This is a genomic window from Caulobacter sp. SRI_014, assembly GCF_057586315.1.
Map to the genome: position 1 here is coordinate 66,362 of NZ_JBYCZQ010000004.1, position 19,421 is coordinate 85,782.

Here is a 19,421-nt window from a genome sequence, read left to right on the forward strand (position 1 = left end):
TTCCTGGGTGCGCCAGTGCGGCGCTCAGGATGCGGATCGGTTCGGCGTCCTCTTATCGGAGCTTGCTCCAACCAGGCCGGACGCCAGCCTGTGCGTTGCGCGGAGCGAACCCGTCGGTTGCGGGGTGCGGCGCGCAGACGCGACATTAGCCTGATGTGGGTCGGAAAGGAAAGGCGGCAATGACCGCTGCCTTCTGAAGGCTATCCTAGGGCCAGTCGTCCGCGCCGGCCTCGTCGTCCGGCGGCGGGTCGTCCATCGGTCGTAGATCGCCCTCCTGGGGCTCGCCCCGGCGGTCGTAGAATCGAGGCTCATTATCGCGACCATAGTCGGGTTCAGCCCGGTCCTCCGGGCCCCGCGAGGGTTCCCGATAGCCGGGCGGAGGCGGGCCCATGGGCTCGTCGTCCATCGGCGGGCCGTCGGGCGGGACGATGGGCAGGCCGTTTTCGTCGACGCCGTAAAGCACCTCGTCCGGCAGGGCGCTGTCGTCCAGCTGCGCCACATCGAAGTCGACCAGCGGCTGGTCGATGACCTCCGTGGCGCGCGGGAAGTCGGGGCGGCGCATGGCGTAGCCCATGAAGTCCCGCCATATCTGGGCCGGGATATTGCCGCCGGTGACGCCCTTCATCGGGGTGTTGTCGTCGTTGCCGACCCAGACTCCGACCACCAGGTCGCCGGCGAAGCCGACGAACCAGGCGTCGCGATAGTCCTGGCTGGTGCCAGTCTTGCCGTAGACGCCGGGGTTGATGTTGGCCGCCGTGCCGGTACCGTGCTCGATGACGCCGCGCATCAGCTGCAGCATGGCCGTGCGGTCGCCGCGCGACAGCCGCCGTTCAGGCGGGCTCGCCGCCTGCGCAAGCAGGCCGTGGGGCTTCACCGGCGATTGGCCGGCGGCGATGGAAGCATAGGCGCTGGTCAGCTCAATCAGGGTCATCTCGCCGGTGCCCAGCGCGATGGAGGCGTCGTTGGGGAGTTTGGATGTCACCCCCATGTCGCGGGCGGCGCGGATCACCCGCGAAGGCCCGACCTCCTGCACCAGCCGGGCCGAGGCGACGTTGGAGGACTTGGCGAAGGCCTCCGCCAGGCTGATCTCGCCGCCCGCGTAGCTGCCCTCATAGTTCTGCGGGCTCCAGTTGCCGATCTTGACGGGGGCGTCGAGGATGGCGCTGCCGGGGGTTCGTCCCGACCGGATCGCCGCCAGATAGACGAACGGTTTGAACGCCGAGCCGGGCTGGCGCATGGCCTGGGTGGCGCGGTCGAACTGGCTCTTGTCGTAGTCGGCGCCTCCGACCAGGGCCACGACCCGGCCGTCGGTGCGCATGGCGACCAGAGCCGCCTGGCTGACCCGCCGGCCCTTGCCGCCCTTGAGGCCATTGCGCACGGCGCGCTGGGCCTGGATCTGCATCTGGCTGTCCAGCGTGGTCCAGACGGTGACCTCGCCGAAGCCGCGCCGGAACGTCTGGCGCACCTGCGGTCCGATCCAGTCGGCGAAGTAGGAGCCGTCCGGCAGCTTGGACCGCGCGCCCTTCAGCTTGACTGTTTTCAGGGATTTGGCCGCCTCATCCTCGCTGATCAGCCGTGTGTCGACCATCTCGGCCAGCACCACGGCGGCCCGGGCCCTGGCGGCCTTGAAGTCCTCGGTGGGGGCCAGGCGGGTGGGGGCCTTGACGACGCCGGCCAGCATGGCGGCCTCGGCGGGGGTCAGGTCCTCCGGCTTCTTGTCGAAGTAGTTCCGGGCGGCGGCCCGCAGGCCATAGACGCCGTCGCCGAAGTAGACGCTCGACATGTAGCGCGAGAGGATCTCGTTCTTGGACAGCCTGGCTTCCAGATAGATGGCGATGATCGCCTCCTGGCCCTTGCGGCGCAGGCTGCGCTCGTTGCTGAGGAAGGCGTTCTTGGCCAACTGCTGGGTGATCGTCGAGCCGCCCTGGCGCACGCGGCCGCCCTTGGCGTTGGCCATGACCGCCCGACCGACGGCGATGGGGTCGACGCCCCAGTGGGAATAGAAGCGGCGATCCTCGATGGCCACGAAGGCGCCCGACACATGGCGGGGCAGGGCCTTCGCGTCGACCGGCGCCTCCTTGTAGAAGCCGCGCCGGGCGAACGGCTTGCCGTCGGCGGTGACCAACACCAGGGTCGGGGTCTCGAACGGCTCCAGCGCCCGGCCCAGCGGCAGCGACCAGCTGAGGTAGGCGACAAACAGGATGCCCAGGCACAGCGCGATGACCGCATAGGGCGCCCAACGACTGCGCGCCGCCTGGCCGAGGCCAGCGCGCAGTTCGGTCTGAATGGCCTGCCATCGGTCGCGCGGCGGCGTGGGTGGGACAGGCATTCCGGCGGGGTGGTCAGTCATGCGTCAGCAGCTCTCGGAAGTGTCCCGGGGCTGGTAACGCGGGGGAGTCTGGTTGGTTCGGCCGCCGCTATTTCAGGATGCGGAAGGAGTTCAGGACCCGGTCGACCTCGTCCTGCTTCACCTGGCCGAACTGCACGGTCATGACGGTGTAGACCATGCCTGGGGTGCTGACGACGATGAACCAGGTGGTCACCTCGGTCGAACCGCTCTTGCCCATGTATTTGACCTTGCGGGCCGGGTAGCCCTGGACGGTGATCGCCGTGTCGGAGGTGACGGTTCCATTGTTGGCCGCCACCGCTCCCGCCACGCCCTTGTCGAGGTTGTAGACCATGCCCTCCTTCAGAGGGATGACCGAGCCGCCGTAAGAGCGCCAGTCATTGCTGACGGCGAAGTTCAGGACGGAGACCGTTTCAGTCGGAATTTCGCTCTCTACCGGCGTGCCCGGCAGGCTCATCGAGAAGCCGTATTCGGCGTTGGTGTAGGTGGACCACTGGTCGGCCGCCGCGGCCGGCGTGACCAGCAGCAGGAAACCAAAGGCGGCGGCAAACAGCGCTCTCATGGTGAAACTCCCCCTCTGAACAGACTCAAATCCTAACTCGCTTTAACCCCTTCTCCACCTCCGTGCGCCCATAACGTGTCTGATCGCCGGAAGGGCGGGCGAGTGGGGCGTTAGAATGCGCTGGGTTGCGGGTAGCGTCGGCAAGCGTTGGACGGCGGCGATGATCGCCGGCGGCCTGCTCGTCGTCGGCCTTGGCGCGGGCGCCTTCGCCCAGGCCTCCGGCATGGCGGCCGGCATTCTCAAGGTGCGGCTGGGCGGCGATACGTCCGAGACCCGCCTGGTCATCGATCTCGACCGATCGGTCTCCGGCAAGCTGATTTCCGACGGCGCGACCGACAACACCGTCATCGTCGCCTTTCCGAAGGTCGGGGTGAACGGCGACCTGCGCGGCGGCGGCCAGGGCGTTGTGCGCCGCTGGACCGTCAACTCGACCACTGGCTCGGCCCGGCTCAACATCGAATTGGCTCAGAAGGCCCAGGTCGCCCGTCGCTTCCTGCTGCCGCCGGGCGATGGCGTCGATCACTACCGCTATGTCATCGACCTGCGCGCCACCGGGCCGGCGAACCCGCGTGACGCCCGGGCCCTCGGCCCCGCCCAGTCGTTGCCCGTCGATCAAGGCGCGCGCCGGCCGCTGACCGTGATCAAGGCGGACCGTCCCTCGGGCCGCAAGGTGATCGTCATCGACGCCGGCCATGGCGGCCATGATCCGGGCGCCATCGGGGCCAATGTCCACGAAAAGCAGGTGACGCTGGCTGCCGCCAAGGCCCTGAAGGCCCGGCTGGAAAAGTCCGGCCGGTACACGGTCATCCTGACCCGCGACACCGACCGCTATGTGACGCTGGAGGGCCGGGTGGCGATCGCCCGCCGCGCCGACGCCGACCTGTTCATCTCGCTGCATGCCGACGCCGGTCCCGAATCGACCAGCGGGGCCAGCGTCTACACGCTCTCTGAGAAGGGCGAGGGCAGGGTTGGCAAGGTTCTGGGCAAGGACGACTGGCTGATGAACACCAGCCTGACCGGCGGTGATCGCGGTGTCAGCCAGATCCTGCTCGACCTGTCGCAACGGGCGACCAAGAACCGCTCGGCGGTCTTCGCCGAGATGCTGGTCAGCGAGATCTCCGACGTTACCCCGATGCTGCGCCGCAGCCATCGGGACGGCAATCTGGTGGTCCTGCTGGCCCCGGACGTGCCGGCCGTGCTGCTGGAAATGGGCTTCATCACCAGCCCCAGCGACGAGGCCCGGCTCACCACCTCCGCCAGCCGCAACCGCCTGGTGAACAGCATCGCCGACGCCATCGACCGGTGGTTTTCGCGCGATATGAAGATCGCGTCCCGTTAGAACGAGGGCCGCCGCAAGTCCGACGGCCCCCGATCCTCTTCCTCTACTCTTGCTTGGCCGCTGCGTCAGCGGCGGCGTCGGCCTTGCGCTCGACCTTCGCGGCGCCTTCGGCCGTGGCGTCGGCGGCTTTGTCCACCGCGACAGCGGTGCTGTCCGCGGCCGCTTCGGTGTTGGCGGCGGCGTCGGCGCCGGCGGACGCAGCGGCCTCTCCGGTCGCCTCAGCCGCGGTGGCGGCCTTGTCTTCGGTCTTTTGCGAGCAGGCGGTCAGCGCCAGGGCGCCGACGGCCAGCGCGGCCAAAACAGTCATTCTCATGGACGTTCCCTTCGATGTTTATCGTTCGTGGTCATCGTCCGCCGTGGATTGAGCGCCGACGACGGGTGAGCCTTGCACGCCTCGCCCCCACAGGGAAGGCGCGCGTCAGCGAACGGCCGCATTGGCGCCGTCCCTCTGGCGCGCTAGAGGGAATCCCATGTCGGACAAGAAATCCCGGGGCGTGTGGCCGGTGTTCAACCCACCGGAGCGGTGGGTCGCCGTTTTGGGCATTGGCGTGCTCAGCGTCATCGCCGTGGCCGGCTTCGCCATCGCCATCTATGCGGCCGTCCTGTTCCACGACATGCCGGACGCCGGCGACCTGGTGGATTACCGTCCGCCGACGGCGACGCGGGTCTACGGCTGGGACGGCACCCTGATCGGCGAGTTCTCGAAGGAACGCCGCATCTTCGTGCCTTATGACCAGATGCCGCCGCGCCTCGTCCAGGCCTTCATGGCGGCCGAGGACCGCAACTTCTTCCACCACAGCGGCGTCGACGTGCAGGGGCTTGGCCGCGCCATGCTGCGCAACGTCGTCAACGTGGTCCGAGGGCGAAGGCTGGAAGGCGGCTCGACGATCACCCAGCAGGTCGCCAAGAACGTCCTGCTGACCAGCGACGCCACTCTGGGCCGCAAGCTGAAGGAAGCCATCCTGGCCCGGCGTCTGGAGCAGACGCTGACCAAGGACCACATCCTCGAGCTCTATCTGAACGAAATCTGGCTGGGTTATCGCAGCTACGGCGTCGCCGCCGCCGCCTACAATTATTTCGGCAAGTCGCTGGACAACCTGACTCTTGCCGAGATGGCCTATCTGGCCGCGGTGCCTAAGGGGCCGGACAACTACCATCCGATCCGCAACAAGGCGAACGCCATCGCCCGCCGCAACTGGATCCTCAGCCAGATGGCCGAACTCAAATGGGTCAGCCAGGCCGAGGCCGACGCGGCGATGAAGGAAGACCTGATCGTCCAGGCCGCCCCGACCCGCGCCAAGTACAAGGACGCCGACTACTTCGTCGAGGAAGTTCGCCGCCGGGGCCTGGGCACCATGGGCGAGCGCCTGACCGAGGGCGGCTACTACATGCGTACGACGCTGGACTCCAATCTCCAGACGGCCGCACGGATCGCCCTGATGAACGGGCTGGAAGCCTATGACCGCCGGCACGGTTGGCGCGGGGCCTGGGGCACGACCAACGGCGCGGTCGGCTGGGAAGCGGCGGCCGTCAAGAAGTCGCCGCCATCGGAGCGCCGCGACTGGCGCGCCGCCGTCGTCGAAAGCGTTGAGGGCGGGGTGCGGGTGCGCCCGGCCAAGGACTATGGCCCTGGCAATCTGGCTGCCGAGGACGTCGCCTGGGCCCGGGCCGGCAAGGGTCTCAGCCCCGGCGACCTGGTTTTCGTGGAGCCGGACAAGGAGAAGGGCGGCTACCGCCTGAAGCAGGTGCCGCTGGTCAACGGGGCCCTCGTGGCCATCGAGCCGAACAGTGGCCGGGTGCTGGCCATGGTCGGCGGCTATTCCTTCTCGCTGTCGAACTTCAACCGGGCGACCCAAGCGATGCGCCAGCCGGGCTCGGCCATCAAGCCGTTCGTCTATGCGGCCGCCCTGGAGGGCGACTTTACCCCGGCCAGCATGGTCACCGACGCCCAGATCACCCTCAAAGGGGCGGTTAACGGCGAGGACTGGACGCCGGAGAACTACAACAAGAAGTACTATGGCTCGATGCCCCTGCGGCGCGGCCTCGAGCTGTCGCGCAACGCCATGACCGTGCGCCTGGCGCAGGGCGTCGGCATGCGCAAGGTCAGCGATCTCGCCGTCAAGATGGGCGTCGCCGACAACATGGCCCCGGTGCTGGCCATGGCCCTGGGGGCAGGGGAAACAACGCCGCTCAAGATCACCGGCGCCTATGCCGCCTTCGCCAACGGGGGGCGGCGGATCGATCCGCACCTGATCGAGATGATCGAGGACCGAGAGGGCAAGGTGCTGTTCCGGGCCGACAAGCGTGACTGCCCGCGCTGCAACAATGGCTTCAATGGCGACGAGAGCCCGCGCATCGCTCCCGGAGGCCAGCAGGTCATCGACCCGGTCACGGCCTATCAGATCACCTCGATGCTGGAAGGTGTCGTCCAGCGCGGCACGGCCACGCAGGCGCGGGTGCTGGGCCGGCCGGTGGCGGGCAAGACGGGTACGACCAATGAATACCGCTCGGCCTGGTTCGTCGGCTACACGCCGCAGATCGTGGTCGGGGTGTTCGTCGGCTTTGACGACAACCGCAGCCTCGGCGAGGGGGAAGTCGGCGGCTCGGCGTCCCTGCCGATCTTCATCGACTTCATGAAGACGGCGCTGAAGGACGTGCCGCCCACGGAGTTTAAACCGCCGAAGACGGCCAAGTTCGCCATGGTTGGTGGTGTGCGCGAGGCCTTCCGGCCGGGCACCGAGCCGCGCGGCAACGTCGGCCTGCCGACCGGTCCCAAGCCCGACGGCCCGATTCCCTACGACGGCGCCTTCACCCCGCCCGTGGCCGCCCCGCCGCCGGAACAGAAGGCCCCGCCCAAGCCCAAGGTGCCGGACGACCTAAGCGGATTGTATTGAGGCGCGAGCCCCCTTACATCGGCCCCTCCACGCGGTGACGCCGTGTGCACTGAACACTGGAGTTTTCCATGAGACCGGATGTCGAGGCCGCCAAGGCCGACATCGAGCAGGCGATCAGCCTGCTCAGGAGGCGACTTTGACTGGGATCCGGCTCTAAGACGCCTGGATGAACTGGACGCCCGTTCGGAGGATCCCACCCTCTGGGACAAGCCGTCCGAGGCCCAGGCCCTGATGCGCGAGCGCCAGGCGCTGGCGGCCAAGATCGCCACCGTCCGCGCGCTCGAGACCGAGCTGGCCGACGCCGTCGACTACGCCGAACTGGCCGACATGGAATCGGACGAGGGCGCCCTCGAAGAGGCCCGCGCCCAGCTGAAGGCCTTGCGCGAGCGGTCCGACCGCGCCCAGCTGGAGGCGCTGTTGTCCGGCGAGGCTGACGGCAACGACGCCTATGTCGAGATCAACTCCGGCGCCGGCGGCACCGAGTCCTGCGACTGGGCCAACATGCTGCTGCGCATGTACAGCCGCTGGGCGACCCAGCATGGCTACAAGGTCGATCTGATCGAAGAGACCTCCGGTGAAAGCGTCGGCATCAAGTCGGCCACCCTCCAGGTCACCGGCCCCAACGCTTACGGCTGGCTGAAGACCGAGGCAGGCGTCCACCGCCTGGTGCGGATTTCGCCTTATGACGCGGCCGCCAAGCGCCACACCTCGTTTGCCTCGGCCTGGGTCTATCCGGTGGTCGACGACACCATCGAGATCGAGATCAATCCGGCCGACGTGCGCACCGACACCTACCGCGCCAGCGGGGCCGGCGGTCAGCACATCAACAAGACCGACTCGGCCGTGCGCCTGACCCACATCCCCACGGGGATCGCAGTGGCCTGCCAGGCCGGACGATCGCAGCACCAGAACCGCGACGAGGCCTGGAAGATGCTGCGGGCCCGTCTGTACGAACTGGAACTGCAGAAGCGGGAAGCCGCCGCCCAGGCCCTGGAAGACCAGAAGACCGACATCGGCTGGGGCCACCAGATCCGCAGTTACGTCCTGCAGCCGTACCAGATGGTCAAGGACCTGCGCACGAACGTCGAAACCAGCGACACCGACGGCGTGCTGGATGGCGACCTCGACCAGTTCATGGCCGCGTCACTGGCTCAGCGGGTCGGGGCGACGCGGGACGCTTGAGGTGACTGTCCCGCGGCGCGGGACAGTCACCAGGCCTTACGGCTTCTTGCGGACGATCGTATCCACGCTCCACACCCCGCCGCCGACGCAGGCGAGATAGAGGAACAGGAAGCAGAACAGCAGGGCGGCCTCGCCCTTGTTGACCGGCGGGAAGAATTCCGGGGCCGGGGGCAGGGCAAACTTCCAGTGGGCGATGCAGTAGGCGACGGCCATCATGCCCGACAGGACGAAGGCCACCGGGCGGGTGAACAGTCCGAGGGCCAGGAGCCCGCCGCCGACGATTTCTAGCCAGCCTGCGACCAGCAGCATGGTCGGCAGTTCGCCCTCCATCTGGGCGACCGGAAAGTGGAAGATTTTCATAAGCCCGTGCGTCATGAACGACAGGGCGGCGACGATACGCAGGATGCTGAGCACCCGGCTCGACTGTGGCGCCAGAAAGTCCATTGGTTAGCCCCCTTTGGTCAGGCTGCTTTCGCCTGAGCATCCGCCATGCGCTGGATAGCGACATAGTCGGTCTTGCCGGTGCCAAGCACCGGAATCTCCGGAACCTTGAGGATCTTGCGCGGCACGGCCAGTTCGGGCGCGCCGATGGATTGGGCGTGGTGCAACAGAGCGTCGACGGCCGCGTCGCGGCGGTCGGTGACCAGGATCAGCCGCTCGCCCTTCTTGGGGTCGGGCATGGCGATCACCGCATGGCGCTCGTTGGGCCAGACGGCGGCGGCCAGATCCTCGGCGGCGGTCAGGCTGACCATTTCGCCGCCGATCTTGGCGAAGCGCTTCACCCGGCCCTTGATGGTGATCCAGACGCCGTTGTCGTCGATCTCCACCACGTCGCCGGTGTCGTGCCAGCCGCCGGGCGGGGCGTCGACGCCGCCGTCCTCGCGCAGGTAGCCGGCCATGATGTTCGGCCCCCGGATCAGCAGCTTGCCGCCGCCCGGAATGCCGTCGACCTTCTCGACCCGGTACTCCATGCCCGGCAGCAGGCCGCCGACGGTGCCCCGGCGATTGTCGTCCGGCTTGTTGACCGCCACCACGGGCGCCGCCTCGGTGGCGCCGTAGCCCTCCAGAACGGGCACCCCGCCGAAGCGCTCGGCGATCAGGTTGTGGGTCTCGTCGCGCACCTTCTCGGCGCCGCAGACGATGAACTCCAGGCCCGACAGTTCGCCCGGCTCGGCCGAGCGCGCGTACTGGTTCACGAAGGTGTCGGTGGCCAGCAGGATCGAGGCCCCGCAGTCCTTGATCAGCGGCGGGATCTGTTTGGTGTGCAAGGGCGAGGGGTACTGGAAGGCCTTCATGCCAGTGAGAATCGGCAGGATAACGCCGCCGGTCAGGCCGAAGCAGTGGAAGGTCGGCAGGGGGTTGAACATCACCCAGTGGGGCTGCAGATCGATGTGGGCCGCTACCTGCACAGCGTTGGCGATCAGGTTGGCCTGGGTCAGCACCACGCCGCGCGGGGCGCCGAAGCTGCCGGAGGTGAAGAGGATGACGCCCGGATCGCTGGGCTTGGTCTTGGCTGCGAACAGCTTGGGGGCCAGGCTGGCGGCCAGGGCGAACATCTTGTCCGGCAGGCCGATCTGTTGGCGGACATCTTCGAGGTAAACGATCTTGGCGTTTGTCTCGAGGGCGTCGATCAGGTCGTGCAGCTTGCCCTGTTCGATAAAGGCATGGGCCGTCAGCACCGTCTTCACGCCCGCCAGCTTGCAGGCGGCCCGCAGGTTCCGCAGGCCCGAGGTGAAGTTCAGCATGGTCGGGATGCGGCCGAAGGCGTGCAGCCCGAAGAAGGTCACGACGACTCCAGCGCTCGACGGCAGCAGCAGGCCGACCTTTTCGCCCGGCTCGGTGATCTGCGCGATCTTGCGGCCAAGCGCAAAGCTCGCCCGGATCAGCTCGGTATAGCTGAGGGGCGTGCGGTTCTGGTCTTCCAGAATGGCTTTCTTGGCGCCGTGGGCGTCCCGGGCGTCGACAAGGGCCTCAAAAAGCGACCGTTCGACTTCCCGCGCATCAAAGGCACGCGGCATAGGGGCTCCGAGCTGTTTCCCACCGTTATTGGGCCTGAGCGTATAGAGCGCATCACGCCTTGAAAAGGTCCGTTACAGCCCGTGACCTGGGGCAAGGCCTTGCGCGGCAAGGCGCGCGCTGCGCTCACGCGCGACAATTCCGTCCACGGAGGTCATCCAGGCGGTGCGCACCGAATCGCTTTCGAGGTGCAGGTATGGACCCTTGGCGCCGGGCGGCGCGGGCTGCGCCACGCAGGTCTTCGAACAGGCGGCGGTGAGCGGGGCCGGGGCGCCTATCATCAGAACCGGCGAGGTCAGAGCGGGCAGGGCGGCCCTGGCCTCGTCCCAGCCCTTGGCCAGCGCCAGCCGGCCCCCAAGGCTGGGCGCGCCCATCCGCAGGTCCGGGTTCACCTTCTGCCAGAGCTGCTCGACGCCGGCCCGGTTAGGGTCGCTGCTGGGAATCCGGGAATCGCGGATCCATCCGGCCGCCCAGGGCTCGCGCAGGCCGCCCAGGCCGACCTGGCTGAACAGGGCGTCGTGCGGACCGGCCCCGGCCGGCTTCCAGGGGGCCAGCAGGACCTGGGCGTCGCCGCCGTAGCCTTCGCGTGCGGCGAGGACGGCGACCACCGCGCCCGAACGCTCGCCGATCAGGATGACGGGCTTGCCGTCCTCGGGGATGACCATCCGCAGCAGGGCCTTCACGCCCATCAGGTCGGGCTGCATGTCCGGAATGTGGCCGATATCGCGCCCGCCGGTGAACCGGCCGGAGCCGCCCTGGCCGGCCCCTTCCAGCACCCAGACGGTGTAGCTTTTCGCGTTGAAGTTGGCCGCCGTCTCGAACCAGGCTTCGGCGCTTTCTCCATAGCCCGGCAGGATGACGATGTGGGCGAGGGGGCCGGTGGAGGGCGACGACACCCCGTAACGCTGGGCCGGATAGCTACCCGCCTGCACCAGGCCCCAAGCCCAGCCCTCCGGCGGCAGGAACCGCGCGGAGATCACCGGCGGGGTGCGGCTTTCGGTGAACGGCTCGCGCCCGCCGTCCTGGCCGCAGGCCGACAGCAGCAACGCCAGGCAAAGGTACAGGCCGCGGTTCATCGGCGCGACTGTGGGGGGTGAAAGCGGGCGCCCGCAAGGGTCTGCGCGCCACAGGCTAAGGCAGTCCTTGATGTCACCCTTGATCATGGGCCCCAGAAAGCCGATTTAGGCCCCATGGTCACCGTGATCGACACCTTGAAGGCCCGCCCTCGCCACCCCGAGAAGCAGGCCCGCCCGGACTCGCCCGTGCTGCGCAAGCCCGAATGGCTGCGCGTCCGCGCCCCCGGCAGCGCCGGCTACAACGAAACCCGCGACATCGTCCGCCAGCACGGCCTGACCACCGTCTGCGAAGAGGCGGCCTGCCCGAACATCGGCGAGTGCTGGACCCAGAAGCACGCCACCATGATGATCATGGGCGAGATCTGCACCCGCGCCTGCGCCTTCTGCAATGTCGCGACCGGCAAGCCCGCGCCCCTCGACCCGACCGAGCCGGCCCGCGTCGCCGAGGCCGTGGCCAAAATGGGCCTCAACCACGTCGTCATCACCTCGGTCGACCGCGACGACCTCGCCGACGGCGGGGCCCAGCATTTCGCCGATGTGATCCATGCCATCCGCGCCGCCGCGCCCAAGACGACCATCGAAATTCTCACGCCCGACTTCCTGCGCAAGGATCGGGCCGAGGACGTCGTCATCGACGCCGCGCCGGACGTCTTCAATCACAACCTCGAAACCGTGCCGCGCCTCTACCTCTCGATCCGGCCCGGCGCTCGCTACTACAACTCCCTGCGCCTGCTGGAGCGGGTCAAGGAGCGTGACCCGACCCGATTCACCAAGTCCGGCCTGATGGTCGGCCTCGGCGAAACCAAGGAAGAGGTCATGCAGGTGATGGACGATATGCGCTCGGCCGGCATCGACTTCCTGACCATCGGCCAGTACCTGCAGCCGACCCGCAAGCACGCTCCCGTCGACCGTTTCGTGACGCCGGACGAGTTCGCCTCCTATGAACAGATCGCCCGCGCCAAGGGCTTCCTGATGGTCTCGGCCAGCCCGCTGACCCGTTCGTCGCACCATGCGGGCGAGGACTTCGAACGCCTCAAGGCCGCCCGGTTGGCCAAAGAAGCGGCCGCCTGAGTTGCGTCACGCGCTGACGCGCATCCTCCCATACGAGCCCGACCTGCTGTTCCAGCTGGTCGGCGATGTCGAGCAGTATCCGAAGTTCGTGCCCTGGGTGACCGGCATGCGGGTCTGGAACCGGCGCGAGCCGGAACCCGGCCTGGTGACGCTTGACGCCGAGGCCGCCGTCGCCTTCACCTTCCTGCGCGAGAAGTTCGCCACCCGCGTCCGTCAGGACGCCAGTGGGCGGGTCATCGAGGTCAACCTGCTCTACGGACCGTTCCGCCGGCTGTGGAACCGCTGGCGATTCGTCCCGCATGCCGACGGCTGCGAGGTCAGCTTCGAGATCGAGTTCGAGTTCAAGGTGCCGATGCTCGACCGCATCCTGGCGGCGAACTTCGACCAGGCAGTCGCGAAATTGATGAAATGTTTCGAGGACAGGGCGGCGGCGCTGAGCCGCGCGCCCTGATCGCCCCTACTGCCGGTCGCCCGGGCGGCTGCCCGGCAGGCCTTCGCCGTCGTCGCGCGGCAGCATGCCGCCGTTGCCGACGTTGCCCAGAAGCTGTTCGAGAATAGTGATCTCGCGGCCGCGGGTCGGGGTCTTGCGACCGTTGAACGACACCACCTTGCCGTCTTCCAGCTTGTAGGTGTTGACCGCCAGCACCGCCTCGCTGGCCGGGTCGAAGGACACGGCGACGACGTCGCGCTTGGCGACTCGGGGCTTGTAGAAGGCCACCCGGTCGCTGACCTGGGTCATGTAGAACCACAGATTGGAATCGCGGGCCGAGACGATCTTGATTTCCTGCCCCGGCTGCGCGCCGTTGCTTTCGGTCAGCGAGGTGGCCGAGGGCGAGCCCAGCTTGGTCATCACCGTCGACTTGGTGTCTTCGCCGACCTTGACGTCGGCCGGGTTCGACTCGACGACCTGGAAGCCGTTGTAGCTGGTCATCGGCGTACAGGCGCCGGTAGCGAGAACGGCGGCGCCGACGAACAGCGCGATAGCGGACTTGCGGATCAAAGCATCGAACTCCGGAGTGTTACCTTTGACCTATCGCCCGCGCGGGCTTAGTTCAATGCCCCGCTTTAGCCAGAAGGCGGGGCGAAATCGAGGCGGATATGTTCTTCAAGCGGTTCAGGAAGGTGAGACCGGCGGTCGTCGCCGGGGAAGCCCTCTATGCGTCCGCCGTCGCCCAGGCCCGCCGGCCGGGCCTCTACACCACCCTTGGCGCGCCTGACACGCGGGAAGGGCGGTTCGAGCTCTACAGCCTGCACATCATCCTGCTGCTCGACCGCCTCAAGGGCGGCGACGAATTCAGCGGTGAAACAAAGCAGGCCCTGATCGACCGGTTCACCAAGGGGCTGGACGACGCCTTCCGTGAGCTGGGCGTCGGCGACACGGCCGTTCCCAAGCGGATCAAGAAGCTGGGCGAGGCGTTCTACGGCCGCGCCCGTTCGGCCGACCAGGCCTTCGCCACCCTGCCGGACGTGCGGCCGCTGCAGGCCCTGCTGGCCCGCACCCTCTATGAGGGCGACGATGGCAAGGCCGCCGCGATGGCCGACTATGTCGTGCGGGCGCGGGACGAGCTGGCCGCCCAGCCGACCGAAGCGCTGTTGGCGGGCGAGGCCAAGTGGCTGGAGGTCTGATGGATACGCCATTGTGGAGCCACAGCGTCACCCTGGCCGACATCGGCCGGGGCCTGAAGCCCGTCGAGCTGACCGCCGACGCCGCCACGCGCGTGGCCATCGCCCGCGAACTGGGCCTGGAACGCCTCGATTCCCTGACCGCCCGCGTTGGCGCCAGGCCTTGGCTGGACGGGGCGGAGATTCGCGGGGTCCTGTCGGCCGACGTCACCCAGATCTGCAGCCTGACCGGCGAGCCCTTCGAGCAAACCCTGACCAGCGATTTCACGGTCCGCGCCGTGCCCGCGGGCAGCGACGCCGCCCCGAAGTCCGAATCGCTGGAGATCGACATCGACCCGGAGGGCGAGGATCCGCCGGATGTTCTGCCGGCCGAGAAGGTCGATCTGGCGGCCTACGTCGTGGAACATCTGGCCCTGGAGGTCGATCCCTTCCCCCGCAAGCCCGGCGCGGTTTATGAACCGCCTGTGGAAGACAACGTCCTCTCGCCCTTCGCGGCCCTGAGCAAGCTGAAGCCTCGCGCGGAATGAGCCTGCACTTGCATCCCGCCCGCCCGGCGCTATCGTCCGGCCGCTTCGCCCACCGGCCCTGTCTGGCCGGTCCCTCCAAGGCGTCTCCGGGAGCCATAGGCCCGTCTTGTCACAACCGCTGACCCTCTCCGTCGACGCCATGGGCGGCGACCACGGCCCGTCCGTGGTGATCCCCGCCATCGGCATCGCCTCGCGCCAGATGGGCCCGGGGGTGCGCTTCCTGATTCACGGCGACGAGGCGAGGATCGGTCCCGAACTGGCCAAACTCCCGGCCCTGGCGGCGCAGGTCGAGGTCCGCCACACCGACAAGTTCATCGCCATGGACGCCAAGCCGGCCCAGGCCATGCGCCGGGGCAAGGGCTCCAGCCTGTGGAACGCGGTCCAGGCGGTGAAGGACGGCGAGGCAATCGCCGCTGTTTCAGCCGGCAACACAGGCGCCCTGATGGCCGTGTCCATGCTGATCCTGCGGCTCGGCCCCGAGATCAACCGACCGGCCCTGACCGCCAGCTGGCCGACGGCCGGCGGAATCACCACGGTGCTGGACGTCGGCGCAAACGTCAGCGCCGATGCCGAACAGCTGGTCGAGTTCGCCATCATGGGCGCGGCATTTCACCACGCCATCCAGGGGGGTGGTAAGCCGACGGTCGGTCTGCTCAATGTCGGCTCGGAAGACCAGAAGGGCCACGAAGAGGTCCGCGAGGCCCACGCCCTGCTGCGCGCAACGCCCTTCGAGTTTGACTACCACGGCTTCGTCGAGGGCGATGACATCGCCAAGGGCACGGTCAATGTCGTGGTCACCGACGGCTTCACCGGCAACATCCTGCTGAAGACCGCCGAGGGCGTGGTCCGCTTCATCGCCAACGAGCTGCGCTCGGCCCTGAAGTCCAGCCCGATCAACATGCTGGGCGCGGCCATCGCCACCGGCGGCCTCAACAGCCTGAAGTTCAAGCTCGACCCGGGCGCCGTCAACGGCGCGCCGCTGCTGGGCCTGAACGGCATCGTCATCAAGAGCCACGGCTCGGCCGATCCCAAGTCCTACGCCGCCGCCGTCGTCGTCGCCGCCGACCTTGCCCGCAGCAATTTCGCGGCCGAGATCGAGCGGAGTGTGAAGAAGCTGTCGGCCGCCCTGGCCAAGCCGACCCCGGAGCCTGAAGTACAGTGACCCAAGTGCTGCGTAGCGCGATCACCGGCGTCGGCGCCTATCTGCCGCCCGACATCGTCACCAACGAGGCTCTGTCCAAGATCGTCGACACCACCGACGAATGGATTCGCGAGCGCACCGGCATTCGGCAGCGCCACCGGGCCAGCGACGACCAGGCCGTCTCCGACCTCGCCGTCGAGTCGGCGAAGAAGGCCCTGGCAGCGGCCGGCAAGACGCCCGCCGACATCGACCTGATCGTGGTGGCCACCACCACCGCCGACCTGACCTTCCCGGCCACCGCCGCCATCGTTCAGCGCAAGCTGGGTTGCCCGGTCGGCATTGCCTTCGACGTTCAGGCGGTGTGTTCGGGCTTCGTCTACGCCCTGACGGTCGCTGATGGTTTCGTGGCGCGGGGCAATTCCAAATGCTGCCTGGTCATCGGCGCGGAGACCATGACCCGCCTGATGGACTGGACCGACCGGGGCACCTGCGTGCTGTTCGGCGATGGGGCCGGCGCCGTGGTGCTGGAGCCCGTCGAAGGGCAGGGGACCAACACCGACAAGGGCCTGATCAGCTGGGCCCTGCGCTGCGACGGCACCAAGGAAGAATTGCTCTACGTTGACGGCGGGCCTTCGACGACAGGTACTGTTGGAAAGTTGCGCATGGCCGGCAACCAGGTCTTCAAGCACGCGGTCATCAACATCTCCGAATCGATCGAGGCGGCTCTGGAGAAGGCGGACCTGACCATCGCCGACGTCGACTGGTTCATCCCTCACCAGGCCAACGAGCGTATCCTGCACGGGGTGGCCAAGCGCCTGGGCCTCGACGAACACAAGGTCATCCAGACCGTCGGCGACCACGCCAACACCTCGGCCGCCTCCATCCCGCTGGCCCTGTCGACGGCCATCGACGACGGCCGCATCAAGCCCGGCGACCTGCTGCTGATGGAAGCCATGGGCGGTGGCCTGACCTGGGGCGCCTGCCTGGTTCGGCTGTAAGCCGACCCAACCTCTGCAAACCTGCGCGGAACCCTTTGACGCCATGACGTTTTCGCGTCATGACAGCCATTAACGTTTGTCTGGGAGGGGTCCCATGAAGGGCGCGACGCTTACGCGCGCGGAACTGTGCGAAGCGGTCCACGAGGAAGTGGGCCTGACTCGGCAGGACTGCTCCGAACTGGTCGAACGCACGCTCGACCTGATGGCAGAAGCGCTGGAGCGCGACGAGCAGGTCAAGCTCAGCGGCTTTGGCGTCTTCCAGGTCCGGGCCAAGCGGGCCCGCATGGGCCGCAATCCCAAGACCGGCGAGCCGGCCGAGATCGAACCCCGTCGGGTCATCGGTTTCCGCGCCAGCCAGGTGATGAAGGCGCGAATCGACCGCGCTCTGGAAGGGTAGGGACGTTTGGCGAAGGGCCCCAACGCCTTCCGCACCATCTCGGAAGCGGCCGACGAGCTCGGCGCGCCCCAGCACGTCCTGCGTTTCTGGGAAACCAAGTTCACCTTCATCAGCCCGATGAAGCGGGCCGGCGGCCGCCGGTTCTACCGCCCGCAGGACATCGAGGTCCTGCGCGCCGTCCAGACGCTGCTGCACAGCGAGGGCTACACCATCAAGGGCGTGCAGAAGCTGCACAAGGACGGCGGCGTCAAACGCATCCTGGCCGTCGCCCGCGGCGAAGAGGGCCCGTCCCAGACCGACTCCGGCGACCTCGACCCGCCCAGCGGAGAGATGAGCGACGAGTCGCGCCTGCGCCTGACCGACACCCTCAGCGAACTGGAGGCCATCAAGGCCCGGCTGGACGGGTTGTTGAAGCGCTAGATCGGGCGGTTTCGCGAGGTTCGCAAAATGAGAAACTTTGCCCGTTGCCCGCGCGGGACCTCATCCCTATAAGGGCGCTCCTCCCTGTTTCGGAGCGTGGCGCAGCTTGGTAGCGCACTTGACTGGGGGTCAAGGGGTCGCAGGTTCAAATCCTGTCGCTCCGACCAGGGAGGCTTCCTTACATTTGCATCCGCCGCCGGCCCGTCAGGGCTGGGCGGCCTTGGCCCTGGCGGTGTCGAAGTCTTCGGCCAGCAGGTCCTTGGGCAGTTCGATGCGGATCACCCGCCAGCTGAACAGGCCGCAGCGGGCCATGACCAGTTTCAGCGAGCCCTTTTCCGTCTCGCGCTCGGCGACGAACCGGTCCAGCTTGCGGTAGCCAAGACGAAATTCCGTCGGCGCCTTGTACGGCTTCTGGCCCGTCGGCTTGGCGGACCCGTCCTTGTCGCCCAGCCGGCCTTCCTCGATGATCTTGCCCAGGCCCTCCGGCGTCACCGCCTTGTCGACGCCGGCGTTGACGATGCCGGGGATCATCACCGCGCCCAGGGCGGCGAACGGGTTGCTCTTCATCTCGGGATCGGCGTTGAACTTGGCCAGCAGGATGGCGTTGAGGTCGGTCTTCAGCCCCTCCCGCACATCGGCGAAATCAACCAGCCGTTCGAGCCTGGCCGCGTCCCGTTCGACGACGCCTTCGCGAAGCGCGTTGAAGGCCATGTAGGGCGAGCCGAAGTACAGCCCGGCCAGCAGGGCGATCGCCAGTACGACAAGGCCAATCCAACGTCCGCGCTTCATGAGGCCCCCCGGCTGCGGTTGAAGGACCGAACAAAGCACGGCGCCCGGCGCCGCGCGAGGGCCAATCTCAGGTGCGGGGGCCGCCCGGCTCCTTGTTCATCCAGGCCAGCAGCGGGAACAGCGGCAGGCCCCAGGCCACGCCGGCGACCGCGAAGAACACCAGTTCCAGCAGGAAGTTCCTGGGCAACATGTTGTGCAGGCTGACCGCGCCCATTGCGTAGAGCGCCAGGAAGACCAGGATCAGGACGGTCCCGATCATCTTCTTCAGTTTCGGATTCAACGCAAAACTCCCGCCGCTGCGACCAGCGACGGGAGCCTTAGCCGTTTGTGAGGGCCCGCTCTAGCGCTTGCGGAAAATCAGGCCCCAGATGAACAGCACGATCACCGCGCCGACGATGGCGGCGATGATGCTGGGGATCCAGCCCCCGGCGCCGGTGCCGATATGCAGCAGATCGACGATCAGCCACTTGCCGACCAGGGCGCCGATAATGCCGGCGGCCAGGTTCATGAGAAGTCCGTCGTTGCGCCGCAGGATCTTCTCGGCCACCCAGCCGGCGAAAATCCCGATGATGATTGCGGCAATCCAGCCAACACCTTGCATAGTCGTAGCTCCCTCCAGATGAGTTCCTGGCTTTAACTCCAGGTTGGAAAGGAGGTTCCTCTCCGCGAAGGCTTTGGTCAACGGCGCGGCAGTAGAGACGCCAGACCTGTCAAAGCCAGAGCCGAGACGGCCGCCGCGGCCAGCACCATCCAGAAGCTGGTCACCGGCCAGCCGGCCTGGGCCCACAGCCAGGGCGCCGCGAGGCCGCCGACCAGCGCCGCCGCCGTTCCGGTCAGGGCCGACCGCCGACGGCCCGTCGCCAGCGCCGCCAGGGCGCCACAGACGAAGCTGATCAGGACGAGGCCGAAGAGGCCGGGCAGGGGCATGGGGGGATGATGGCTCAGGTGACGCTGTTCGTCATCCCAACGCGCGTCCAAAGGTTTCGCCTCTGGTCTCCCTTCTCCCCTCGCGGGAGAAGGTGGCCCCGAAGGGGTCGGA

The 19,421-nt window shown here is 67.7% G+C and carries 21 protein-coding genes, 1 tRNA gene and 1 pseudogene; 12 read left to right on the forward strand and 11 right to left on the reverse strand.

Translation table 11 applies throughout. From position 1 onward, the window contains the following. Nucleotides 1-205: 205 nt before the first annotated feature. Nucleotides 206-2,350: a transglycosylase domain-containing protein gene (locus AC2YG9_RS11145; RefSeq protein ID WP_487298047.1), complete on the reverse strand. Its 2,145-nt coding sequence runs from the start codon at nucleotides 2,348-2,350 to the stop codon at nucleotides 206-208. Between the two features lie 67 nt (nucleotides 2,351-2,417). Next, a complete protein-coding gene (locus AC2YG9_RS11150; RefSeq protein ID WP_487298048.1) occupies nucleotides 2,418-2,909 on the reverse strand; it encodes a hypothetical protein in 492 nt (163 codons plus the stop codon). Nucleotides 2,910-3,024: 115 nt separating this feature from the next. Between AC2YG9_RS11150 and AC2YG9_RS11155 the strand changes: the two genes are divergently transcribed. Further along, nucleotides 3,025-4,248, forward strand: coding sequence for an N-acetylmuramoyl-L-alanine amidase family protein (locus AC2YG9_RS11155; protein WP_487298049.1), 1,224 nt, complete (start codon nucleotides 3,025-3,027; stop codon nucleotides 4,246-4,248). 43 nt (nucleotides 4,249-4,291) lie between these two features. Here the strand turns inward: AC2YG9_RS11155 and AC2YG9_RS11160 are convergent, their stop codons facing one another. Beyond that, nucleotides 4,292-4,555: a hypothetical protein gene (locus AC2YG9_RS11160; RefSeq protein WP_487298050.1), complete on the reverse strand. Its 264-nt coding sequence runs from the start codon at nucleotides 4,553-4,555 to the stop codon at nucleotides 4,292-4,294. A 163-nt stretch (nucleotides 4,556-4,718) separates the two neighbouring features. Between AC2YG9_RS11160 and AC2YG9_RS11165 the strand changes: the two genes are divergently transcribed. Further along, nucleotides 4,719-7,142, forward strand: a complete 2,424-nt coding sequence (locus AC2YG9_RS11165; protein WP_487298051.1) for a penicillin-binding protein 1A — start codon at nucleotides 4,719-4,721, stop codon at nucleotides 7,140-7,142. A 68-nt stretch (nucleotides 7,143-7,210) separates the two neighbouring features. Further along, a protein-coding gene (gene prfB, locus AC2YG9_RS11170; RefSeq protein ID WP_487298052.1) for a peptide chain release factor 2 occupies nucleotides 7,211-8,324 on the forward strand; the annotation gives its coding sequence in 2 pieces (ribosomal slippage) (nucleotides 7,211-7,279 and nucleotides 7,281-8,324; 1,113 coding nt in all). A 36-nt stretch (nucleotides 8,325-8,360) separates the two neighbouring features. On the opposite strand, the gene AC2YG9_RS11175 is transcribed toward prfB, so the two are convergent. The 3 genes from AC2YG9_RS11175 to AC2YG9_RS11185 all read right to left on the reverse strand — a co-directional run bounded on the left by AC2YG9_RS11175 (nucleotide 8,361) and on the right by AC2YG9_RS11185 (nucleotide 11,416). Then, a complete protein-coding gene (locus tag AC2YG9_RS11175; protein WP_487298053.1) occupies nucleotides 8,361-8,768 on the reverse strand; it encodes a DoxX family protein in 408 nt (135 codons plus the stop codon). A gap of 17 nt (nucleotides 8,769-8,785) precedes the next feature. Further along, complete coding sequence (locus AC2YG9_RS11180) at nucleotides 8,786-10,342, reverse strand: AMP-binding protein (RefSeq protein WP_487298054.1); 1,557 nt, start codon at nucleotides 10,340-10,342, stop codon at nucleotides 8,786-8,788. Between the two features lie 72 nt (nucleotides 10,343-10,414). After that, nucleotides 10,415-11,416 (reverse strand): serine aminopeptidase domain-containing protein, encoded by a 1,002-nt coding sequence (locus AC2YG9_RS11185; RefSeq protein WP_487298055.1) that lies wholly within the window; start codon nucleotides 11,414-11,416, stop codon nucleotides 10,415-10,417. Nucleotides 11,417-11,503: 87 nt separating this feature from the next. Between AC2YG9_RS11185 and lipA the strand changes: the two are divergent. Both lipA and AC2YG9_RS11195 read left to right on the forward strand, forming a co-directional pair. Beyond that, nucleotides 11,504-12,487, forward strand: a pseudogene (gene lipA / locus AC2YG9_RS11190) (lipoyl synthase); the annotation flags it as partial. Between the two features lies 1 nt (nucleotide 12,488). Continuing rightward, the gene (locus AC2YG9_RS11195; RefSeq protein ID WP_487298056.1) at nucleotides 12,489-12,938 is read left to right on the forward strand and encodes a type II toxin-antitoxin system RatA family toxin; all 450 of its coding nucleotides are present in this window, start codon (nucleotides 12,489-12,491) and stop codon (nucleotides 12,936-12,938) included. Nucleotides 12,939-12,944: 6 nt separating this feature from the next. Here the strand turns inward: AC2YG9_RS11195 and AC2YG9_RS11200 are convergent, their stop codons facing one another. Further along, nucleotides 12,945-13,487 carry an outer membrane protein assembly factor BamE gene (locus tag AC2YG9_RS11200; RefSeq protein ID WP_487298057.1) on the reverse strand — a complete coding sequence of 181 codons (543 nt, stop codon included), beginning with the start codon at nucleotides 13,485-13,487 and terminating at the stop codon, nucleotides 12,945-12,947. Nucleotides 13,488-13,585: 98 nt separating this feature from the next. Between AC2YG9_RS11200 and AC2YG9_RS11205 the strand changes: the two genes are divergently transcribed. The 7 genes from AC2YG9_RS11205 (at nucleotide 13,586) to AC2YG9_RS11235 (ending at nucleotide 17,760) form a co-directional block, all read left to right on the forward strand. Continuing rightward, nucleotides 13,586-14,113 (forward strand): ubiquinol-cytochrome C chaperone family protein, encoded by a 528-nt coding sequence (locus AC2YG9_RS11205; RefSeq protein ID WP_487298058.1) that lies wholly within the window; start codon nucleotides 13,586-13,588, stop codon nucleotides 14,111-14,113. Beyond that, nucleotides 14,113-14,637, forward strand: a complete 525-nt coding sequence (locus AC2YG9_RS11210; protein ID WP_487298059.1) for a YceD family protein — start codon at nucleotides 14,113-14,115, stop codon at nucleotides 14,635-14,637. Before AC2YG9_RS11205 ends, AC2YG9_RS11210 begins: the two co-directional genes overlap by 1 nt. A 106-nt stretch (nucleotides 14,638-14,743) precedes the next feature. Further along, entirely contained in the window at nucleotides 14,744-15,799 is a 1,056-nt protein-coding gene (plsX, locus tag AC2YG9_RS11215) for a phosphate acyltransferase PlsX (protein WP_487298060.1), read from the forward strand. A gap of 5 nt (nucleotides 15,800-15,804) precedes the next feature. Continuing rightward, nucleotides 15,805-16,776: a beta-ketoacyl-ACP synthase III gene (locus AC2YG9_RS11220; RefSeq protein WP_487298333.1), complete on the forward strand. Its 972-nt coding sequence runs from the start codon at nucleotides 15,805-15,807 to the stop codon at nucleotides 16,774-16,776. Between the two features lie 94 nt (nucleotides 16,777-16,870). Further along, nucleotides 16,871-17,173, forward strand: a complete 303-nt coding sequence (locus AC2YG9_RS11225; protein ID WP_166574719.1) for an integration host factor subunit alpha — start codon at nucleotides 16,871-16,873, stop codon at nucleotides 17,171-17,173. Between the two features lie 6 nt (nucleotides 17,174-17,179). Further along, nucleotides 17,180-17,593, forward strand: a complete 414-nt coding sequence (locus tag AC2YG9_RS11230; RefSeq protein ID WP_487298061.1) for a MerR family transcriptional regulator — start codon at nucleotides 17,180-17,182, stop codon at nucleotides 17,591-17,593. A 90-nt stretch (nucleotides 17,594-17,683) separates the two neighbouring features. Further along, nucleotides 17,684-17,760, forward strand: a tRNA-Pro gene (locus AC2YG9_RS11235). A 37-nt stretch (nucleotides 17,761-17,797) separates the two neighbouring features. Here AC2YG9_RS11235 and AC2YG9_RS11240 read toward each other — a convergent pair. The 4 genes from AC2YG9_RS11240 to AC2YG9_RS11255 all read right to left on the reverse strand — a co-directional run bounded on the left by AC2YG9_RS11240 (nucleotide 17,798) and on the right by AC2YG9_RS11255 (nucleotide 19,309). After that, entirely contained in the window at nucleotides 17,798-18,382 is a 585-nt protein-coding gene (locus tag AC2YG9_RS11240) for a DUF2939 domain-containing protein (protein WP_487298062.1), read from the reverse strand. Nucleotides 18,383-18,449: 67 nt separating this feature from the next. After that, nucleotides 18,450-18,662, reverse strand: a complete 213-nt coding sequence (locus AC2YG9_RS11245) for a DUF2842 domain-containing protein (RefSeq protein ID WP_487298063.1) — start codon at nucleotides 18,660-18,662, stop codon at nucleotides 18,450-18,452. A 60-nt stretch (nucleotides 18,663-18,722) separates the two neighbouring features. After that, on the reverse strand, nucleotides 18,723-18,983 hold the full coding sequence (locus AC2YG9_RS11250; RefSeq protein WP_487298064.1) for a GlsB/YeaQ/YmgE family stress response membrane protein: 261 nt from the start codon (nucleotides 18,981-18,983) through the stop codon (nucleotides 18,723-18,725). Nucleotides 18,984-19,060: 77 nt separating this feature from the next. Continuing rightward, complete coding sequence (locus tag AC2YG9_RS11255; RefSeq protein WP_487298065.1) at nucleotides 19,061-19,309, reverse strand: hypothetical protein; 249 nt, start codon at nucleotides 19,307-19,309, stop codon at nucleotides 19,061-19,063. Between the last annotated feature and the right edge of the window lie 112 nt (nucleotides 19,310-19,421).